The organism is Streptomyces sp. NPDC002754 (assembly GCF_053592315.1).
Genome location: NZ_JBSFVM010000002.1, coordinates 187,615 through 205,668, shown reverse-complemented (window position 1 = coordinate 205,668; position 18,054 = coordinate 187,615). Strand labels below are relative to the sequence as shown.

Sequence of the window (18,054 nt, the reverse complement as noted above, 5' to 3'; positions counted from 1 at the left end):
ACGGTGATTCCGATCATGGGGATTCCGGGCCCGTGCCCCTAGGCTGACGCGCCGTGACCTTTGTGAACGCAGACTCCCTGCGCAAGAAGCCCCTCCTGCTCGCCACGGCGGGCGCCGTCCTCGCCGCCGCCCTCACCGCGACCGTCACCCTGTGGCCGGGGACCGAGGCGACCGCGGCCCCATCCGGTGACGCACGCGCCGTGGCCGCCGAACTGAAGCACTGGCCGAGACCGCAGGCCAAGCAGCTCGCCCGGGTGATCGCGGCGCACGAGCACCAGGGCGCGTACGCCACCTTCGACGCGGACAACACGACGTACCGCAACGACCTGGAGGAGTCGCTGCTGCCCTTCATGGAGATGAAGGGCGTCCTGACGCGGGACACCATGGACCCGTCGCTGAAGGTGATCCCCTTCAAGGACACGGCGACGCACAAGGAGACCCTGACCGAGTACTACAACCGGCTGTGCGAGATCGACGACCAGGTCTCCTACCCGTGGGCCGCGCAGATCTTCTCCGGGTTCACGCTCAAGCAACTCAAGGTGTACGTCGACGAGTTGCTGGCGTACAAGGGCGAGCTGCCGGGCGGCGCGGAGCCGCCGGTGTTCTCCGACGGCATGCGGGAGCTGTACCACGCGTTGCGCTCGCACGGCATCGAGGTGTACGTGGTGAGCGCCGCGAGCGAGGACCTCGTACGCATGGTGCTCGGCGACCCGAAGTACGGCTACGACGTGAAGCCCGAGAACGTGCTCGGTGTCGCCGCCCTGCTCAAGGACCGCAAGACGGGTGATGTCACCAGCTCCCGCAAGGAGATCGCCGCGGGGAACTTCGACCAAAAGGCCCTGGCGAACTGGGAGTTGACGCCGACGCTGTGGGCTCCGGCCACCTGGTACGAGGGCAAGCCCGCCGCCATCAGTACGTACATCGACGCCTGGAAGAAGCCGATCCTCGCGGCCGGGGACACACCCAAGAGCGACGGCCCGATGCTGCTGCGGTCGGTGGACGTGGCGCACGGGGGCGTCCGGGTCTGGGTCAACCGCAAGGACAGCTACATGAAGGAGCTGAACGGGATGAAGGCGGACGGGGTGAAGCGGCAGAAGGAACTCGGGCAGAAGGCCACCGCCGACAAGCGGTGGGTGACTGTGACGCCGGACCAGATCGGCTGAGCCTCAGCCGAGAATCTTGCGGTCGTACGCCACCGCGACCGCCGCCGCCCGGTCCTTCACGCCCAACTTGCCGTAGATGTGCGTGAGATGGGTCTTCACCGTCGCCTCGCTGATGAACAGCTCGCGCGCGATCTCCCGGTTCGACGTGCCGCGCGCGACCAGGACGAGCACCTCGCGCTCGCGGCCCGAGAGCGTCTCGTCGGCGGGCGCCGCGGGCGTCCGTACGGCGGTGACCAGGCGGGACGCCACCGCGGGCGACAGGACCGTGCGGCCCTCGGCGGCGGCCCGTACCGCCGTGAAGAGTTCCTCGCGCGGGGCGTCCTTGAGCAGATAGCCGGTGGCGCCCGCCTCGATCGCGGGCAGCGTGTCGGAGTCCGTGTCGTACGTGGTGAGGACCAGGACGCGGGCCCGTACGCCGCGCGCGGCCAGCTCCCGGATCGCGTCGACGCCGCCGCCGCCCGGCATCCGCAGGTCCATGAGGACGACGTCCGGGTCGAGGGCCTCGGCGCGGGCGACCGCCTCCACCCCGTTGGCCGCCTCGCCGAGCACCGTGAAACCGGTCGTCGACTCGAACATGCCGCGCAGGCCGTCCCGTACGACGGGGTGGTCGTCGACGATCAGCAGACTGATGGCGGCAGGTGCGGAGTCACTGGTCATGGCGGACCAACGGTACGTGAGCGGAGATCGCGGTGCCGCCGCCTTCCTCCGACTCGACGGTGACGCCGCCCGCTAGCCGCTCGGCGCGGGCCCGCATCCCGTCGAGGCCGAAGCCGCCGCCGCCGGAGCGGGCCGGCACGGCGAGGGGGTCGAAGCCGCGGCCGTCGTCGCGCACGTCGAGGGTGACCTCGCCCGCCATGAAGGACAGGGTGACGCCGACGCGGGTGGCGGCCGCGTGCCGGGCCGCGTTGGACAGCGCCTCCTCGGCGATCCGCAGCAGGCTCGCCTCGATCTCGTCGTGCAGCGGCTCGGCGGTGCCGGTGAGGGTGAAGTCGGCGCGCACGCCGGTACGGGCGGACCAGTCCCCGACGGTCTTCTTCAGTGCCTCGGCGAGCGTCGCGTCGTCCAGGGCGGCGGGCGCCAGGTTGTGCACGGAGCGGCGGGCCTCGCCGAGGCTGTGCCGGGCGAGGTCCGCGGCCCGGTCGAGGTGCTCGCGGGCCAGGCCCCGGTCGTCCGTGTTCGCGACGACCTGGAGCTGGGCGATGATCCCGGTCAGGCCCTGGGCGATGGTGTCGTGGATCTCGGCGGCGAGCCGGCGGCGCTCGTCGGAGACGCCGGCCTCGCGGGCCTGGACGAGGAGCTGGGTGTGCAGCGCGGCGTTCTCGTCGAGCGCGTCATGGAGCGCCCTGTTGGTGCGCTCCAGCTCCGCGATGGTGGCGACCTGGGCGAGGGAGCGCTCGCCCTCCTTCGTGTCCAGGTGGACCATGGCCGCGACCAGGCCCAGGTTGACCGCGAGGAGCGCGCCGAACAGGGCCCACTGAGCCGTGTTCTGCGGGGGCAGGCCACCCGCCTGCGATCCGGCGAGGATCACCGCGGACGCGGCCAGGCCCGGTTTGACCAGCCGGGGCAGCAGGAACCGGCCGGCGCCGAAGTAGCCGACGGCGGCGTAGAACGCGTACAGCGGGTTGAGCCACGTGAGGCAGAAGGCGAGTGCCCAGCGCAGCCAGTAGTAGACGCTGCCCGTCACCGAAGGGGCCCTGCGGGCGAGGCCGATACGGAGGGCGACGGCTTCCAGGACGGCGGCGGCCGCGACGAACCCCGCCATCGTCCACCAGTCCGCACGGTCCAGGCCGAAGGCGCCGTTCGTCGGCACCGCCATCACGGTGCCGACGGCGAGCAGGGTGTACGGCGACCACCGGTGGAAGGAACGCCAGCGCTGCTCGACGTCGGCGCTGCCGGGGTCGAGCCGTGCCAGGTCGTCGTCGGGCCCGGCGCCCGCCCCGTACCCTCCGGCGGGCCGACCGCCGCCCCGCCCGTCACCGCCGCGCTCGACGCCCGGCTTCACCTGGTCCCGCTCGTCCATGTCCTCAGTCTGCGCGACCACAGCGGCCTCCCCGGTCATTCCCAGCGGAACCAGCGCGCGGCCACGCCGGTCAGGCCCACGGCCCAGACGGCGAGCACCAGGAGGTGCGACCAGGCCGGCCAGTCGCCCGCCGCGGCCTGGTTCAGGGCCTGCGCCGCGGCGCCGAACGGCGTCAGCTCGACGATGTGGGCCAGGGTGTCCGGCATCGCCTGCACCGGCAGCCAGACACCCGCGCAGAACATCGCGGGGAAGAAGACGACCGAGCCGATCGCGTTGGAGATCTTCGTCGTACGGGCCCGGGACGCGATCAGCGCGCCGAGGGCGAGGGAGACGACGACGGAGAGGAGGAGCGCGAGCAGATAGCCGGCGATCTGTTGGGGCAGCGCCACGTCGAAGGCGATCCGGCCGACGGCGAGACAGACCGCGACCGAGACGAGGACGGCCACGCCGTGGATGCCCATCTGTGCGCCGAGGACGGCCGTCGGCCGCACCGGCGTGGTCGACATGCGGCGCAGGATGCCGCGCTCGCGGTACCCGGTGATGATCGGCGGCATCGACTGGATGCCACCCGCGATCATGCCGAGCAGCACGGTGACGGGGACGTACGCGTCGACGAGCCTGATGCCGCCGAGCCCCGCGTCGGCCTCCCGGAAGGACGGGATGGAGCCGAGGATCACGAGCAGGGCGACGGGGAACAGCAGGATCCCGATCAGGCTGCCGGCCTCGCGCCGAAAGAGCGTGAACTCGGCCTTGAGAACGGCCCGGTCGACGGACGACCGGCCGACGGGGGCGGCAGTGGTGGGCGCGGTGACGGTGGTCATGACTGGCCGGCTCCCGTGAGGTCGAGGAACGCGTCGTCCAACGTGGCGTCGGAGACCCGGAGTTGACGGGCGGTGATGTGCTGCCGGGCGAGCAGCGTGAGGAGGGCGGTGACCGTGTCGTCGGTGCCGGTGAGAGTCACCCGGCCGTCCTTGTGGTCCACGGCGGTGACCGCGGGGAGCCCGGCGAGCGCGTGCCCGTCGAGCGGCGCGGACGGGGTGAACGAGATGACGGTCGACCCGGCGGCCCGGCTGATCAGGCCCGCCGGGGTGTCGAGCGCGGCGACCCGCCCCTGGTCGATCACGGCGATCCGGTCGCAGAGCCGCTGCGCCTCCTCCATGAAGTGCGTGACGAGGAGGACGGTGACGCCGCTGTCGCGCACCTCCTCGATGAGCTCCCAGGTGTCGCGGCGCGAACGCGGGTCGAGCCCGGTGGTCAGCTCGTCGAGGACGACGACGCGGGGGTTGCCGACGAGGGCGAGCGCGATGAACAGGCGCTGCTTCTGGCCGCCACTGAGCTTCGCGAAGCGGGTGCCGAGCTTGTCGGTCAGGCGGAGCCGGTCGGCGAGCGGCCGCCAGTCGAGGGGCGCGGGATAGAAGGCGGAGTACAGCTCCAGCGCCTCCTTCACGGTCAGCTTCGGCTGGATCTCGCTCTCCTGGAGCTGCGCGCCGAGGATCCCGGTGACCTGCGCGTGATCGCGTACGGGGTCGAGCCCGGCGACCCGGATGTGCCCCTCGTCGGCCGCGCGCAGCCCCTCGACGCATTCGACGGTGGTGGTCTTGCCCGCGCCGTTCGGCCCGAGGATCCCGAAGATCTCGCCCTCGCCGACGGTGAAGGACACCCCGTCGACGACGGCCCGCCCGGCGTACGTCTTGCGCAGCCCGGCGACCTCGATGAGCGGTGCTGTGGTGGTGGTCATGGCATCAAGCGTCGCCGCGCGGGCCCTGCCGGGGCATCGGCCATCGCGCTCGAGCACGCATCAACCGATCGGTTGATGGGCGGTACGACTCGGGACCGTCGGCGGGCGACCGAAACTCACTGGGCGTTGTCAGTGGCAATCCGTAGGCTCGCCCATGATGCCGACGACTACACGTGCCACCACAGAAGCGACCGGTCAACTCTCCGCTGTGCGGACGCTGTTGCGGCTGTGGCCGTACGTGCGTCCGGTGCGCGCGCGGTGGGCGGGCGCGGCGCTCGTGGCGGTACTCGCGTCGTGCCTGGCGCTGGTCTTCCCGCTGGTCCTGAAGTGGATCGTGGACGGTCCGGTGACCGAGCGCGACCCGGGCGGGGTGTGGCTGGGCGCCGGGATGCTGCTCGCGCTCGGCATCGTGGAGGCGCTCCTGTTCGGGCTGCGCAGATGGCTGGTGGCGCGGCCCCTCGCGGGGGTGGAGGCGGCGCTGCGGGCCGATCTGTACCGGCATCTTCAGCGGCTCCCGGTCTCCTTCCACGACCGGTGGGCCTCCGGCCAGTTGCTGTCGCGCGGCACGACGGACCTGATGGTGCTGCGGATGTTCCTCGCCTTCCCGCTGACGTTCCTGATCGTCAACGGGGTGACGATCCTGGCCGGTCTCACCGTGCTCATCGTCCAGGACTGGGGGCTCGGCCTCGTCCTGCTCGCCCCGGCCGTCCCACTGATCGCGTTCTGCTACAAGTTCGAGGACGGATACGCGCAGGCCTCCCGCCTCGCCCAGGACCAGGTCGGCGATCTGACGACGGTCGTCGAGGAGTCCGTCCTCGGCATCCGCGTCATCAAGGGCTTCGGCCGGCACCGCAGCCAGGCCCGCGCCTTCCGGGACCTGGCGGGCAAGGTGCGCGGCACGGAGCTGCTCAAGGCCCGGCTGCTCGCCGGGATCCTCACGGTGATCACGCTGCTGCCCGAGGTGGCGCTCGGGGCGGCGCTGGTGATCGGCACGATCCAGGTCTCCGACGGCTCGCTGTCGGCGGGCACGCTCGTCGCCTTCCTCTCCACGGCGCTCGCGCTGCGTTGGCCCATCGAGTCCATCGGCTTCCTCCTCGCGATGAGCCAGGAGGCGGCGACGGCGACGCGCCGGTACTTCGAGGTGATGGACGCGGATCCGGAGGATCCGGCGTCGCCCCATCAAGCCCCTGCGGCGCTTGAGCAGCGGGGTCCGGGGCAGAGCCCCGCGCCCGCAACCCCGCCGCAGCACACAGGCGACGGCCTGCGATTCGAAAACGTCACCTTCCGCTACCCGGACGCCACCGAGGACTCCACCCCCACCCTCACCCACATCGACCTCCACATCCGCTCCGGCGAAACCTTGGCCCTCGTCGGCAAGACGGGCTGCGGCAAAACCACCCTCACCGCCCTCGTCCCCCGCCTCTACGACGCGACAGCGGGCCGCATCACGCTCGACGGCCGCGACATCACCACGATGCCCCGCCCCGAGCTCCGCGAACTGGTGTCCGTGGCGTTCGAGGAGCCCACCCTGTTCTCCGCCTCGGTCGCCGACAACGTCCTGATGGGCGCCCCCGAGGCCACGGGGCCGGAGCAGCTGGAGCAGGCGCTCGACGTCGCACAGGCCGGGTTCACGCACCACCTCCCCGACGGCCTCGACACGGAGGTGGGTGAGCAGGGCCTGAGCCTGTCCGGCGGCCAGCGCCAGCGCCTCGCCCTGGCCCGCTCCGTCGTGGGCACGCCCCGCTTCCTGATCCTCGACGACCCGCTGTCCGCGCTCGACGTGCACACGGAGGCCGCGGTGGAGGCGGCGCTGCGCCGGGTCCTCGCCGGCAGCACGGCGCTCGTGGTCGCGCACCGGCCGTCCACGGTGCTGCTCGCGGACCGCGTGGCGCTGCTGTCCGAGGGCCGGATCACGGCGGTGGGCACCCACCACGAACTGCTGCGCACGAACGCCGAGTACAGACACCTGATGTCGGGCGAACACGCCGGGGGGACGGACGCGGAGACGGAGACGGAGCGCGTATGACGACGACCGCGAAGCCGAACGACAAGACAGCCGCACAAGGCGATCCGCACCACCCTGACCAAGCCGAAGACGCCGAGGACACCCGGCTCCCCTCCCCCGGCGACCTCTTCGACCGGGACGACCTGCCGACACCCGAGGGCGCGACGGGCAGCCTGCTCCGCTCGCTGCTCGCGCCCCACCGCCGCATGGTCGCCCTCACCGTCCTCGCCCTGCTCCTGCAACAGGCCGCCGTACAGTCGGGGCCGCTGATCGTCGCGTACGCCATCGACAGCGCGGTGCCCGCGTTCCGGGCGCACGACTACGGGCCGCTGATCACGGTCGGCGCGGGCTTCCTGCTGTGCGCGGTCGGCTCGGCCGCCTTCGTGTACGCGTACGTCCGGCTCTCGGCCCGCGTCAGCCAGAACGTGCTGGTCGACCTGCGCGGCCGGATCTTCCGGCACGCGCAGGCGCTGAGCGTGGACTTCCACGACCGGTACACGTCGGGCCGGGTCATCTCACGCGCCACGACAGACGTCGAGGCACTGCGCGAACTGCTCAGCGAAGGGCTCCAGGAACTGGTCAACGTCGTCGTCGGATCGATCTACATCACGGCGATGCTGCTCTGGCTCGACCTCGGCATCGGCTCGGTCGCCGCCCTGTCCTTCGCGCCGCTCTACGTCCTGATCACGCTGTACCGGCGGCGGGCGGCGCGGGCGTACGCGGAGCGCTCATCGGCGATCGCCGCGGTCATCGTGAAGTTCGTCGAGACGATGAACGGGATCCGGCCGGTACGCGCCTTCCGCCGCGAACGCGCGAACGACGAGCACTTCGCGAGGCTCAACCGCCGGCACGAGCGGTCCAACGGCACGGCGATGCTGGAGATGGCGCGGTACGTGATCGGTTCCCGGCTCCTCGCGAACACGGCGGTGGCGGGCATGGTGCTGTGGGGCGCGTACCGCGTGGCGGGTGGCACGCTCGAACTCGGCGTCCTCGCGGCCGCGGTGCTCTACATCCGCCGCCTGTACGACCCGATCGACCGCCTGGCGATGTTCCTCAACGCGTACGAAAGCGCGGCCGCGTCGCTCAAGAAGATCGCGGGCCTGCTGGTGCAGGTCCCCTCGGTACCGGAATCGGCCACGCCGCGCCCGCTGCCCGAGCCGACGGGCGAACAACCGGGCCGCGAGGTCGAGTTCCGGTCGGTCTCCTTCGGCTACCGCACGGGCGGCGAGGTCCTCCCCCGCTTCGACCTGACGCTGCCGGCCGGCCGGACGGTGGCGGTGGTCGGCTCGACGGGGGCGGGAAAATCAACCCTGGCCAAGCTCCTGGCCCGCTTCTACGACCCGTCGCACGGCCAGGTCCTCCTCGACGGCGTGGACCTGCGCGAGCTGTCCAACGCGGAGCTGCGGCGCGGGGTGGTGATGGTGACCCAGGAGGCGTTCCTGTTCTCCGGGACGGTCGCGGAGAACATCGCGATCGGCCGCCCCGAAGCGACCCGCGAAGAGATCGAACAGGCCGCGAAGGCCATCGGCGCCCACGACTTCATCGCGGCGCTCCCCGACGGCTACGACACGGACGTCCGTAAGCGCGGCGGCCGGATCTCGGCGGGCCAGCGGCAGCTGGTGGCCTTCGCCCGTGCCCTCCTCGCGGACCCGGCGGTCCTGATCCTCGACGAGGCGACCAGCTCGCTCGACATCCCCGGCGAGCGGGCGGTGCAGCGCGCCATGCGCACGGTCCTGCGCGGCCGTACGGCCGTCGTGATCGCCCATCGCCTGTCGACGGTGGAAATCGCGGACAGGGTGCTGGTCATGGAGGCGGGCGAGGTGATCGAGGACGGCCCACCCTCGAAACTCATCGCCGGAACCGGCACATTCGCCGACCTCCACCGAGCGTGGCGCGACAGCGTAGTCGGCTGACGCGGCACCGGCGTTACGGCCACGGGGCTCCGCCCCGGACCCCGCGCCTCAAACGCCGGCGGGGCTGAAAAGATCGCCTCAGTCGCCGGCGGGGCTTGATAGATCAAGCCCCGCCGGCGATTGAGGTGATCTTTCCAGCCCCGCCGGCGTTTGAGGCGCGGGGTCCGGGGCGGAGCCCCGGGGTTGGGACGCGGGGAGCGGGCTCGGGCCGGTCCGGGCTGCAGGCACTATGGGGGCATGACTGAGTGTGATGAGGGCATGGCCGACTGGGAGAAGCGGTTTCGGGCGGCGAGGGTTTCGTTGCCCGATTGGGCCGAGGACGCGCCGGAGCGCTCCCTGTTCGTGTCGAACGCCACGGGGACGTACGAGCTGTACGCCTGGGACCGGGCCACGGGCGTACAGCGCCGCGCGACGGACCGGGCGAACGGGACGACGGACGGGGTGCTGACCCCCGACGGCGCGTGGATCTGGTGGTTCAACGACACCGACGGGGACGAGTTCGGGACCTGGCTGCGGCAGCCCTTCGGGGGCGGCGAGGACGTCGAGGCGGTGCCCGGTCTCGCGCCGTCGTACCCCGCCGGGCTCGCCCTCGGCCGCGACGGGCACACGGCCGTGATCGGCTGCTCCACCGACGAGGACGGCACGACGATCCACGTCGTACGTCCCGGTTCCGACTCCCCCGCCGAGATCTACCGGCACCGCGAATCGGCGGGCGTCGGCGACCTGTCGTACGACGGGACGCTGATCGCGATCGAGCACACCGAGCACGGCGACGCGATGCACGGCGCCCTGCGCGTGCTCCGGCTCGACGGTTCGACGCTCGCCGAGCTCGACGACTCCAAGGGCGGCACCGAGGACCTCGGCCTCGAAGTGCTCGGCTTCGCGCCCGTGACCGGCGACACCCGGCTGCTCGTCGGGCATCAGCGGCGCGGCCGCTGGGAGCCCATGGTCTGGGACGTCGCCACGGGCAAGGAGACCGACCTGGCGCTCGACCTGCCGGGCGACGTGTCGGCGGAGTGGTACCCGGACGGCTCGGCGCTCCTCGTCGTGCACGAATTCGAGGCGCGCGGCGACCTGTGGCGCTACGAGTTCGCGACGGGTGCGCTGACGAAGGTGGACACCCCCGTCGGCTCGGTGTCCGGTGCTTCCGCGCGGCCCGATGGCAGCGTCGAGTACCTGTGGTCGTCGGCCGCCGAGCCGTCGGTCGTGCGCTCCACCACGGGTGCGGTCGTCCTCGACCCGCCCGGTATGAAGGCCCCGGCTTCGGTGCCGGTGGAGGACGTGTGGGTGGAGGGGCCGGGCGGCCGGATCCACGCCCTCGTACAGAAGCCGGCGGGTGCGAGCGGGCCGCTGCCCACCGTGTTCGAGATCCACGGCGGGCCGACCTGGCACGACTCCGACGCGTTCGCGGCGGGCCCGGCGGCCTGGGTCGACCACGGGTACGCGGTGGTCCGGGTCAACTACCGGGGCTCGACCGGATACGGGCGCGAGTGGACGGACGCGCTCAAGCACCGCGTCGGCCTGATCGAGCTGGAGGACATCGCGGCCGTGCGCGAGTGGGCCGTCTCCTCCGGGCTCGCCGACCCCGAGCGGCTCGTCCTCGCGGGCGGCTCCTGGGGCGGCTATCTGACGCTCCTCGGCGTCGGTACGCAGCCGGGTGCGTGGGCCGTGGGGCTCGCCGCGGTGCCGGTCGCCGACTACGTCACCGCGTACGAGGACGAGATGGAGGCGCTCAAGGCCCTGGACCGCACGCTGTTCGGCGGCTCCCCCGAGGAGGTGCCCGAGCGGTTCGAGGTGTCGTCCCCGCTGACGTACGTCGACGACGTGAAGGCGCCGGTCTACATCTCGGCGGGGGTCAACGACCCGCGGTGCCCGCTCCAGCAGATCGACAACTACGTGGACCGTCTCGCGGCGCGCGACGCGGTCCACGAGGTGTACCGGTACGAGGCGGGGCACGGTTCGCTCGTCGTCGAGGAGCGCATCAAGCAGGTCGCCCTCGAACTGGACTTCGCGAAGCGCCACTTGCCCAGCTGAGCTCCATCCGGCCAAATCAAGCCCCGCCGGCGATTGAGGCGCGGGGTCCGGGGCAGAGCCCCGCGACGTGGGGAAACGATGACCTCACCCTCACGGCCGGGGCCGGTAGCCGGTTCCATCAGGCGGAGCCGTACCGTGGGGGTGTGTACCGGTTCCTCCTGACCCCGCTCTGGTGGGGGATCAACATCTTCGTCCTGCTCGCGATCCCCGTGTGCATCTTCATGGGCTCGTGGCAGCTCAGTCGTTTCGAGGACCGGGTGCAGGACCACAAGGCCGCGTCCGAGCAGACGAAGGTGAACGAGACGGCGGCGCCCGAGCCGCTCGCCTCCGTGCTGCCCGTGGACCAGAAGACCTCCGGGAAGCGGACCACCGCGACCGGCCACTACGGCAGGCAACTCCTGGTGCCCCAGCGGGACCTCGGCGAGCGCAGCGGCTTCTACGTCGTGACGCTCCTCAAGGTCGAGGGTTCCGGGAAGGCGCTGCCCGTGGTGCGCGGCTGGGTGCCGGGCAAGGCGTCCCCCGCGAAGGCGCCGGCCGCGCCGAAGGGTGAGGTCACGGTCGTCGGGGCGCTCCAGGCCTCGGAGTCCGCGACCTCCAGCGGGGTGTCGGCCTCGGGTGGGCTGCCCTCCGGGCAGGTCGGTGTGATCAGCGCGGCGTCGCTGGTGAACCTGGTCCCGTACGACGTCTACGACGGGTGGGTCACGCTCGACAAGGCGGATTCCGGGATGACGGCGGTACCGGCGTCCGCGCCCGAGGGCAGTGGGCTGGACCTGAAGGCGTTCCAGAACCTGGGGTACACGGGTGAGTGGTTCGTGTTCGCCGGGTTCGTGGTGTTCATGTGGTTCCGCCTTGTGCGCCGCGAGGCGGAGGCCCTTCGGGATGCGGAACTGGGGATCGCGGAGCCGGAGCCTTCGGCGGAGACCGGAGCGACGGTGTAGCGGGACCGTCCTCCGCTCCCGAGGCTCTGCCCCGGACCCCGCTGCTCAATCGCCGCAGGGGCTTAATAGCTCAAGCCCCGCCGGTAAATCCAGCCCCGCCGGCGTTTGAGGCGCGGGGTCCGGGGCGGAGCCCCGGCATTTCGACCTAGGACGCGGGGAGCAGGCCCGTGCGGTAGAGGGTGCCTTCGCAGGCGTTCGAGATGGTTGTCGCGGCGGTCGGGGCGCCCGGTTCCGCCGTGTGGGAGACGGCCACGCTGCCTTCCTCGCCGCCGTCCGACCCCAGCTGCGTCGTCGTCTGCGTGTCCGCCCCCGTCGTGGCGTCGCCGCCGTTCGACCCGTCGCCGGTCGGCGTCGGCGAGGGCGACGGGTCGCCGCCACCGCTGCCACCGCTGTCGCCCCCCGTCGCGGAGCAGGACGCCGAGGGCACCCACGCGAACCGCACCTCGTAGGCCTTGCCCGGTTCCAGGATCACCTGGCTCGGCTCGGTCGAGGGGTCGGGCAGCCCGGAGCCGTCGCCCGAGGTGTGGTCGACGACGCTCACCTTGGCCGGGTCGGCCGCGCCCTGCGCGACCGTGACCACGGCTCCGGCGTTGTCCACCGTGCAGTTGGAGCCCGAGATGTTCGAGACGCGGAACGTGCCGTAGACCTTGCCGCCCCCGTCGGGCGCGCCGACGCTGGCCTGCGGCCTGCCCAGCGCGCTCGCCTCGCAGGCGGGCGAGGTGGCCGCCGCCGTGGACGCGGGGTCGGCCCCCGCGCCGGCGCCGCCGGTGGCCGTGCGCCCGTCGCCCTTCTTGTCCTTCTTGGCGCCCTTGTCCTTGTCCTTGGCGTGCGACGGCTTGCCCGCGTCGCCCTGGCCCGCGCCGCCGGACGCCGTGCCCGCGCCCGCCCCGTGGTGCGTGGCCTCGCTGTTGCCCGCGATGGCCGGCCGCTCGCCGGAGGGGTCGGGATTCGCCACGTGCAGCACCGCGGGCACCGCCATCGCCGCGAACACGCCCACGGCGATCGCGCCCACGGCGGCCTGCCGCTTGCGCGCACGGCGGGCGGGGACGGCCTTGTGCAGCTCGTCGAGCGCCTGCTCCGAGGGTTCGAGATCCGCGACGGCCTGTCGCATCATCCGCCGCACCGCGAGCTCGTCGTCACCGAACCCGGCGGCGTCGTCGGCGGAGTCCGAGGAGTGCCGGTCTTCCTCACTCACTTCGTCGGCCGCCCGGCCCGGGCCACCGTCGAGATGGTGGTTCATGCTGGCTCCTCCATGGCGACGCGCAGCGCCGCGATCCCGCGCGATCCGTACGCCTTGACCGAGCCGAGCGATATCCCGAGCGACTCGGCCACCTGCGCCTCCGTCATGTCCGCGAAGTATCGCAGGACGAGGACCTCGCGCTGGCGGCGCTGCAGCCCGCGCAGCGCCTTCTTCAGGGCGTCCCGCTCCAGGAGGTCGTACGCGCCCTCTTCCGCGCTCGCCATGTCCGGCATCGGCTTGGTGAGCAGCTTCAGGCCGAGGATGCGGCGGCGCAGCGTGGACCGCGAGAGGTTGACGACGGTCTGCCGCAGATACGCGAGCGTCTTCGACGGGTCACGGACCCGCCCCCGCGCCGAGTGCACGCGGATGAACGCCTCCTGCACGACGTCCTCGCAGGAGGCGGTGTCGTCGAGAAGCAGCGCCGCGAGCCCCAGCAAGGAGCGGTAATGGGCGCGATAGGTCTCGGTGAGATGGTCGACGGAGGTACCGGCCTGCGTCATCGTCTCGTCAGCACCCTGTGCCGGAACGCGCGCCGGCCGCGCAGCTGGCATGGGGGCGATCACCGGCATGCCGCCGGCTGCCCGGCCGCGCCGGGTGCCAAGGGGTGCGAGGGGCGGACGAAGGGCCGCGCCCGTCGCCCGTACCGCTGTGAAGTCCAGTACTTCTGCCACGCCTGTTGGACAAGCTTCCCCCCGTCAAGGTTGTACGCGTCAGGCGCCCCATTTGCGACGGGCCTCGTCATCCCCACCGATGACGCCGCCTCGAAAGCCGACATGCGCACCACACTCTTCCCTTATGCCCCGTATGTCCGACGCTGGTCGACGTCTCACCACGGCGACCGCAAAGACGCTCCCCGCCCTGCGCACGGTTGCAGGGCGGGGAGGAAATCCGCTTACACAAAACTCACACAGAATCTTATGAGCGGATCCACCCCTGGGAAGGGGAAGCCCGCATCGCGGGCACCGAAAGAGCCGCAGCTCACATCGCCGCGAGCTCCGCCGCCACCAACTCGGCGATCTGCGCGGTGTTCAAAGCCGCACCTTTGCGGAGATTGTCCCCGCATACGAAGAGTTCGAGCCCGGCCGGATCGTCGAGCGAACGCCGCACGCGGCCCACCCACGTCGGATCGGTGCCCACCACGTCGGCCGGCGTGGGGAATTCACCGGCGGCCGGATTGTCGAAGAGCACGACACCCGGCGCGGTCGCGATGATCTCGCGCGCCCGGTCGACGGTGACCTCGCTCTGGAAGCGGGCGTGCACGGTGAGGGAGTGCGTCGTGACGACGGGCACCTGCACACAGGTGACCGCGACCTTCAGGTTCGGCAGGCCGAGGATCTTGCGGGACTCGTCCCGCACCTTCATCTCCTCCGACGACCAGCCGTCCTCGCACAGCGTGCCCGACCAGGGCACGACGTTGAGCGCCACCGGCTCCGGGAAGGGCCCCGTCCGATCGCCCACGGCCCGCCGCAGATCCCCGGGGGTGGTCCCGAGTTCGGAGCCGGACACGAGGGAGAGCTGCGCCCGCAGCGTCTCGACCCCGGCGCGGCCCGCCCCGCTCACCGCCTGATAGCTGGACGCGACCAGTTCACTGAGCCCGAACTCGGCGTGCAGCGCCCCGATCGCCACGATCATCGACAGTGTCGTGCAGTTGGGGTTGGCGATGATGCCCCGCGGCCGCACGCGCGCGGCGTGCGGATTCACCTCGGGCACGACGAGCGGCACATCCGGGTCCATCCGGAAGGCCGGCGAATTGTCCACCACCACGACGCCCTTGGCGGCGGCGATGGGCGCCCACTGCGCGGACACCTCGACGGGTACGTCGAACATCGCGACGTCGACGCCGTCGAAGACGGACTCCGTCAGGGCGACGACCTCGACCTCCTCGCCGCGCAGGGTGAGCTTGCGCCCCGCCGAGCGCGGGGAGGCCACGAGCCGGATCTCGCCCCAGATGTCCGCGTGCTGCGACAGAATCTGCAGCAGAACGGCGCCGACGCTCCCGGTCGCTCCCACGACCGCGAGCGTCGGCCGACGCACAGGGTGGTCCCCTGAAGGAGGGGCCATCAGCGGCCGGTGCCTCCGTAGACCACGGCCTCGTCGGAGTCCGAGTCGAGACCGAAGGCGGAGTGCACGGCGCGCACGGCCTCGTTCACGTCCTCGGCACGCGTGACGACCGAGATGCGGATCTCGGAGGTCGAGATCAGCTCGATGTTCACGCCCGCGTCCGTGAGCGCCTCGAAGAAGCCGGCCGTGACGCCCGGGTTCGTCTTCATGCCGGCGCCGACGAGGGAGATCTTGGCGATCTGGTCGTCGTAGCGCAGCGAGTCGAAGCCGACGGCGGCCTTCTGCTTCTCCAGGGCGTCGATGGCCTTGCGGCCCTCGGTCTTGGGAAGCGTGAAGGAGATGTCGGTCAGACCCGTGGAGGCGGCCGACACGTTCTGCACGATCATGTCGAGGTTGATCTGGGCGTCCGCGACGGCCCGGAAGAGCTTCGCGGCCTCGCCCGGCTTGTCCGGTACTCCGACGACGGTGATCTTCGCCTCGGAGGTGTCGTGCGCGACACCGGAGATGATGGCCTGCTCCACGCCCATTTCCCCTTGCTGGTTCTTCTCGATCGGCTCGTTGCTGACCCACGTGCCCTTCAGCCCACTGAAGCTGGAGCGGACGTGGATCGGGATGTTGTACCGACGGGCGTACTCCACGCAGCGGTGGAGCAGCACCTTCGACCCGGAGCTGGCGAGCTCCAGCATGTCCTCGAAGGAGATCCAGTCGATCTTCCGCGCCTTCTTCACGACACGCGGGTCGGCGGTGAACACGCCGTCGACGTCCGTGTAGATCTCGCAGACCTCCGCGTCGAGCGCGGCTGCGAGAGCGACGGCGGTGGTGTCGGACCCACCACGACCCAGGGTCGTGATGTTCTTGCCCTCCTGGCTGACGCCCTGGAACCCCGCGACGATGGCGATGTTGCCCTCGTCGATGGAGGTCCGGATGCGCCCCGGAGTGACGTCGATGATCCGTGCTTTGTTGTGGACCGAGTCGGTGATGACACCGGCCTGACTGCCCGTGAACGACTGGGCCTCGTGGCCCAGGTTTTTGATCGCCATCGCCAGCAAGGCCATGGAGATCCGCTCTCCGGCGGTCAGCAGCATGTCGAATTCGCGCCCGGCAGGAATCGGAGATACCTGCCCGGCGAGATCGATCAACTCATCCGTCGTGTCACCCATCGCGGACACCACAACGACAACCTTGTTGCCGTTCTTCTTGGCGTCGACGATCCTCTTGGCGACCCGCTTGATGCCCTCGGCATCGGCTACGGAGGAGCCTCCGTACTTCTGCACGACAAGGCCCACGTGCGCTCCTCGCTCAGTCCGTCTGTCACCGCATGTACGTATGCGCACTGCGGTCGGCTCAGTTTAACGAGCGGCCGAAATCCGCCCCGGCCATATCACTCCGTGAGATGTCCCGCCCACGTGGTGATCACCGGGTTTCCGTTTGCCGATCTCCGGCCGCCCGGACAGTCGCATGCCCGGACCCTGCCGGGGTAACCGGGGAAGTGGGGCGGGTCACATTGTTGTGGCGGTCGGCCGGGGTTGCGGTTGCGCAGTTCCCCGCGCCCCTGTCGGGGTACTGGTCACTGCGCCGTCGCCGTCTTACTTCACAGGGCGGAGGCCCAGGGGGCCCGCGATCTCCTCTGCCATGACCTGGCCCGCCTCTTCCTCGAGGGTGCTCTCGGCGGACGCCAGGTCCTCGTCCGTGTCCAGGCCGTCCAGATCGTCGAGCGGCTGGTTCAGGCGGACGTGCGCGACCAGCGACTGCAGGGCGCGGAGCGTCGCGGAGGCGGTCGAGCCCCAGTTGGAGAAGTACGAGAACTGCCACCACCACAGCGCCTCGGTGATCCGGCCCGCGCGGTAGTGCGCCATGCCGTGCCGCAGATCGGAGACGACGTCCGCCAGATCGTCCGAGATCCGCGCGGCGACCGGCGCCTTGCGCGGCTCGTACGGGTCGAAGACCTCGGAGTACACGTCGACCGGTTCGAGCATCACGGCGAGCCGCTCGCGCAGGTCGTCCATGTCCGGCTCGGCGCCCAGGTCCGGCTCGTAGCGCTCGTCCGGGAGGATGTCCTCGTGCGCACCCAACCGACCGCCGGCGAGCAGCAGTTGGGAGACCTCGAGCAGCAGGAAGGGCACGGCCGAGTCCGGCTCGTCGCCCTTGGCGATCTCGGTCACGGCCACGATGAACGACTCGACCTGATCCGAGATCTGGACGGCGAAGTCGTCGGGGTCCTGGGTGGTGGAGTGCAGTGTGACCGCGTCGGGCGTCGACGGCTGCGGAGCCCTCGGCGGCTGCTCGGCCACCGAGGACTTCTGCGGCATCGGCGACTGCTCTGGCGTCTTAGACATCTAGGAGTCTTCTCCCCTCGAAGGCGCGGCCGAGGGTCACCTCGTCCGCGTACTCCAGGTCGCCCCCGACGGGGAGGCCGCTGGCCAGGCGGGTGACCTTCAGGCCCATGGGCTTGATCATGCGGGCGAGGTACGTCGCTGTGGCCTCGCCCTCGAGGTTCGGGTCGGTGGCGAGGATCAACTCGGTGACCGTGCCGTCCGCGAGGCGGGCGAGCAGCTCCCGTATCCGCAGATCGTCGGGGCCGACGCCCTCGATCGGGCTGATCGCGCCACCGAGCACGTGGTACCGCCCGCGGAACTCACGGGTGCGCTCGATCGCGACGACGTCCTTGGGCTCCTCCACGACACAGATGACGGAAGCGTCCCGCCGCGGATCGCGGCAGATGTTGCACAGCTCCTCCTGCGCGACGTTGCCACACGTCGCACAGAAGCGGACCTTCGCCTTGACCTCCATCAGGGCCTGCGCGAGGCGCCGTACGTCCGTGGGCTCCGCCTGCAGGATGTGGAAGGCGATCCGCTGCGCGCTCTTGGGACCGACGCCGGGCAGTCTGCCCAGTTCGTCGATGAGGTCCTGGACCACGCCTTCGTACACGGATTGCCTTTCCT

At 71.2% G+C, this 18,054-nt stretch carries 15 protein-coding genes; 5 read left to right on the top strand and 10 right to left on the bottom strand.

What is annotated here, in order from left to right; translation table 11 throughout:
* The first annotated feature begins 53 nt into the window (after nucleotides 1-53).
* Nucleotides 54-1,163, top strand: a complete 1,110-nt coding sequence (locus ACWD2L_RS08265; protein ID WP_351335299.1) for an HAD family hydrolase — start codon at nucleotides 54-56, stop codon at nucleotides 1,161-1,163.
* 3 nt (nucleotides 1,164-1,166) lie between these two features.
* On the opposite strand, the gene ACWD2L_RS08260 is transcribed toward ACWD2L_RS08265, so the two are convergent.
* The 4 genes from ACWD2L_RS08260 to ACWD2L_RS08245 are packed head-to-tail and all read right to left on the bottom strand — an operon-like array spanning nucleotide 1,167 to nucleotide 4,921.
* Nucleotides 1,167-1,820, bottom strand: a complete 654-nt coding sequence (locus ACWD2L_RS08260; protein WP_351335296.1) for a response regulator transcription factor — start codon at nucleotides 1,818-1,820, stop codon at nucleotides 1,167-1,169.
* Nucleotides 1,810-3,204: a sensor histidine kinase gene (locus ACWD2L_RS08255; protein ID WP_351335294.1), complete on the bottom strand. Its 1,395-nt coding sequence runs from the start codon at nucleotides 3,202-3,204 to the stop codon at nucleotides 1,810-1,812. Before ACWD2L_RS08255 ends, ACWD2L_RS08260 begins: the two co-directional genes overlap by 11 nt.
* A gap of 14 nt (nucleotides 3,205-3,218) precedes the next feature.
* Entirely contained in the window at nucleotides 3,219-4,004 is a 786-nt protein-coding gene (locus ACWD2L_RS08250; protein WP_351335291.1) for an ABC transporter permease, read from the bottom strand.
* Nucleotides 4,001-4,921, bottom strand: coding sequence for an ABC transporter ATP-binding protein (locus ACWD2L_RS08245; protein WP_351335288.1), 921 nt, complete (start codon nucleotides 4,919-4,921; stop codon nucleotides 4,001-4,003). The genes ACWD2L_RS08250 and ACWD2L_RS08245 overlap by 4 nt, the downstream gene beginning before the upstream one ends.
* Nucleotides 4,922-5,078: 157 nt before the next feature.
* Between ACWD2L_RS08245 and ACWD2L_RS08240 the strand changes: the two genes are divergently transcribed.
* The 4 genes from ACWD2L_RS08240 (at nucleotide 5,079) to ACWD2L_RS08225 (ending at nucleotide 11,811) form a co-directional block, all read left to right on the top strand.
* The gene (locus ACWD2L_RS08240) at nucleotides 5,079-6,947 is read left to right on the top strand and encodes an ABC transporter ATP-binding protein (protein WP_351335285.1); all 1,869 of its coding nucleotides are present in this window, start codon (nucleotides 5,079-5,081) and stop codon (nucleotides 6,945-6,947) included.
* Complete coding sequence (locus ACWD2L_RS08235; RefSeq protein WP_351335283.1) at nucleotides 6,944-8,839, top strand: ABC transporter ATP-binding protein; 1,896 nt, start codon at nucleotides 6,944-6,946, stop codon at nucleotides 8,837-8,839. Before ACWD2L_RS08240 ends, ACWD2L_RS08235 begins: the two co-directional genes overlap by 4 nt.
* Nucleotides 8,840-9,076: 237 nt before the next feature.
* On the top strand, nucleotides 9,077-10,873 hold the full coding sequence (locus tag ACWD2L_RS08230; protein WP_351343759.1) for a S9 family peptidase: 1,797 nt from the start codon (nucleotides 9,077-9,079) through the stop codon (nucleotides 10,871-10,873).
* 143 nt (nucleotides 10,874-11,016) lie between these two features.
* A complete protein-coding gene (locus tag ACWD2L_RS08225; protein ID WP_351343762.1) occupies nucleotides 11,017-11,811 on the top strand; it encodes an SURF1 family protein in 795 nt (264 codons plus the stop codon).
* A gap of 145 nt (nucleotides 11,812-11,956) precedes the next feature.
* On the opposite strand, the gene ACWD2L_RS08220 is transcribed toward ACWD2L_RS08225, so the two are convergent.
* The 6 genes from ACWD2L_RS08220 to recR all read right to left on the bottom strand — a co-directional run bounded on the left by ACWD2L_RS08220 (nucleotide 11,957) and on the right by recR (nucleotide 18,040).
* On the bottom strand, nucleotides 11,957-13,051 hold the full coding sequence (locus tag ACWD2L_RS08220; RefSeq protein WP_351343765.1) for a hypothetical protein: 1,095 nt from the start codon (nucleotides 13,049-13,051) through the stop codon (nucleotides 11,957-11,959).
* Nucleotides 13,048-13,722 carry a SigE family RNA polymerase sigma factor gene (locus ACWD2L_RS08215; protein WP_351343768.1) on the bottom strand — a complete coding sequence of 225 codons (675 nt, stop codon included), beginning with the start codon at nucleotides 13,720-13,722 and terminating at the stop codon, nucleotides 13,048-13,050. Before ACWD2L_RS08215 ends, ACWD2L_RS08220 begins: the two co-directional genes overlap by 4 nt.
* A gap of 307 nt (nucleotides 13,723-14,029) precedes the next feature.
* The gene (locus ACWD2L_RS08210) at nucleotides 14,030-15,112 is read right to left on the bottom strand and encodes an aspartate-semialdehyde dehydrogenase (RefSeq protein ID WP_351343771.1); all 1,083 of its coding nucleotides are present in this window, start codon (nucleotides 15,110-15,112) and stop codon (nucleotides 14,030-14,032) included.
* A complete protein-coding gene (locus ACWD2L_RS08205; RefSeq protein ID WP_351343774.1) occupies nucleotides 15,112-16,398 on the bottom strand; it encodes an aspartate kinase in 1,287 nt (428 codons plus the stop codon). Before ACWD2L_RS08205 ends, ACWD2L_RS08210 begins: the two co-directional genes overlap by 1 nt.
* Nucleotides 16,399-16,698: 300 nt before the next feature.
* Nucleotides 16,699-17,448 (bottom strand): DUF5063 domain-containing protein, encoded by a 750-nt coding sequence (locus ACWD2L_RS08200; protein ID WP_451187875.1) that lies wholly within the window; start codon nucleotides 17,446-17,448, stop codon nucleotides 16,699-16,701.
* A complete protein-coding gene (recR, locus tag ACWD2L_RS08195; RefSeq protein ID WP_351343777.1) occupies nucleotides 17,441-18,040 on the bottom strand; it encodes a recombination mediator RecR in 600 nt (199 codons plus the stop codon). The genes ACWD2L_RS08200 and recR overlap by 8 nt, the downstream gene beginning before the upstream one ends.
* Between the last annotated feature and the right edge of the window lie 14 nt (nucleotides 18,041-18,054).

Coding starts and splice junctions, on each gene's coding strand:
- ACWD2L_RS08260 (WP_351335296.1), bottom strand. CDS start 1,820: ATGACCAGTGACTCCGCACCTGCCGCCATCAGTCTGCTGATCGTCGAC.
- ACWD2L_RS08250 (WP_351335291.1), bottom strand. CDS start 4,004: ATGACCACCGTCACCGCGCCCACCACTGCCGCCCCCGTCGGCCGGTCG.
- ACWD2L_RS08245 (WP_351335288.1), bottom strand. CDS start 4,921: ATGACCACCACCACAGCACCGCTCATCGAGGTCGCCGGGCTGCGCAAG.
- ACWD2L_RS08240 (WP_351335285.1), top strand. CDS start 5,079: ATGCCGACGACTACACGTGCCACCACAGAAGCGACCGGTCAACTCTCC.
- ACWD2L_RS08235 (WP_351335283.1), top strand. CDS start 6,944: ATGACGACGACCGCGAAGCCGAACGACAAGACAGCCGCACAAGGCGAT.
- ACWD2L_RS08230 (WP_351343759.1), top strand. CDS start 9,077: ATGACTGAGTGTGATGAGGGCATGGCCGACTGGGAGAAGCGGTTTCGG.
- ACWD2L_RS08220 (WP_351343765.1), bottom strand. CDS start 13,051: ATGAACCACCATCTCGACGGTGGCCCGGGCCGGGCGGCCGACGAAGTG.
- ACWD2L_RS08210 (WP_351343771.1), bottom strand. CDS start 15,112: ATGGCCCCTCCTTCAGGGGACCACCCTGTGCGTCGGCCGACGCTCGCG.
- ACWD2L_RS08200 (WP_451187875.1), bottom strand. CDS start 17,448: ATGTCTAAGACGCCAGAGCAGTCGCCGATGCCGCAGAAGTCCTCGGTG.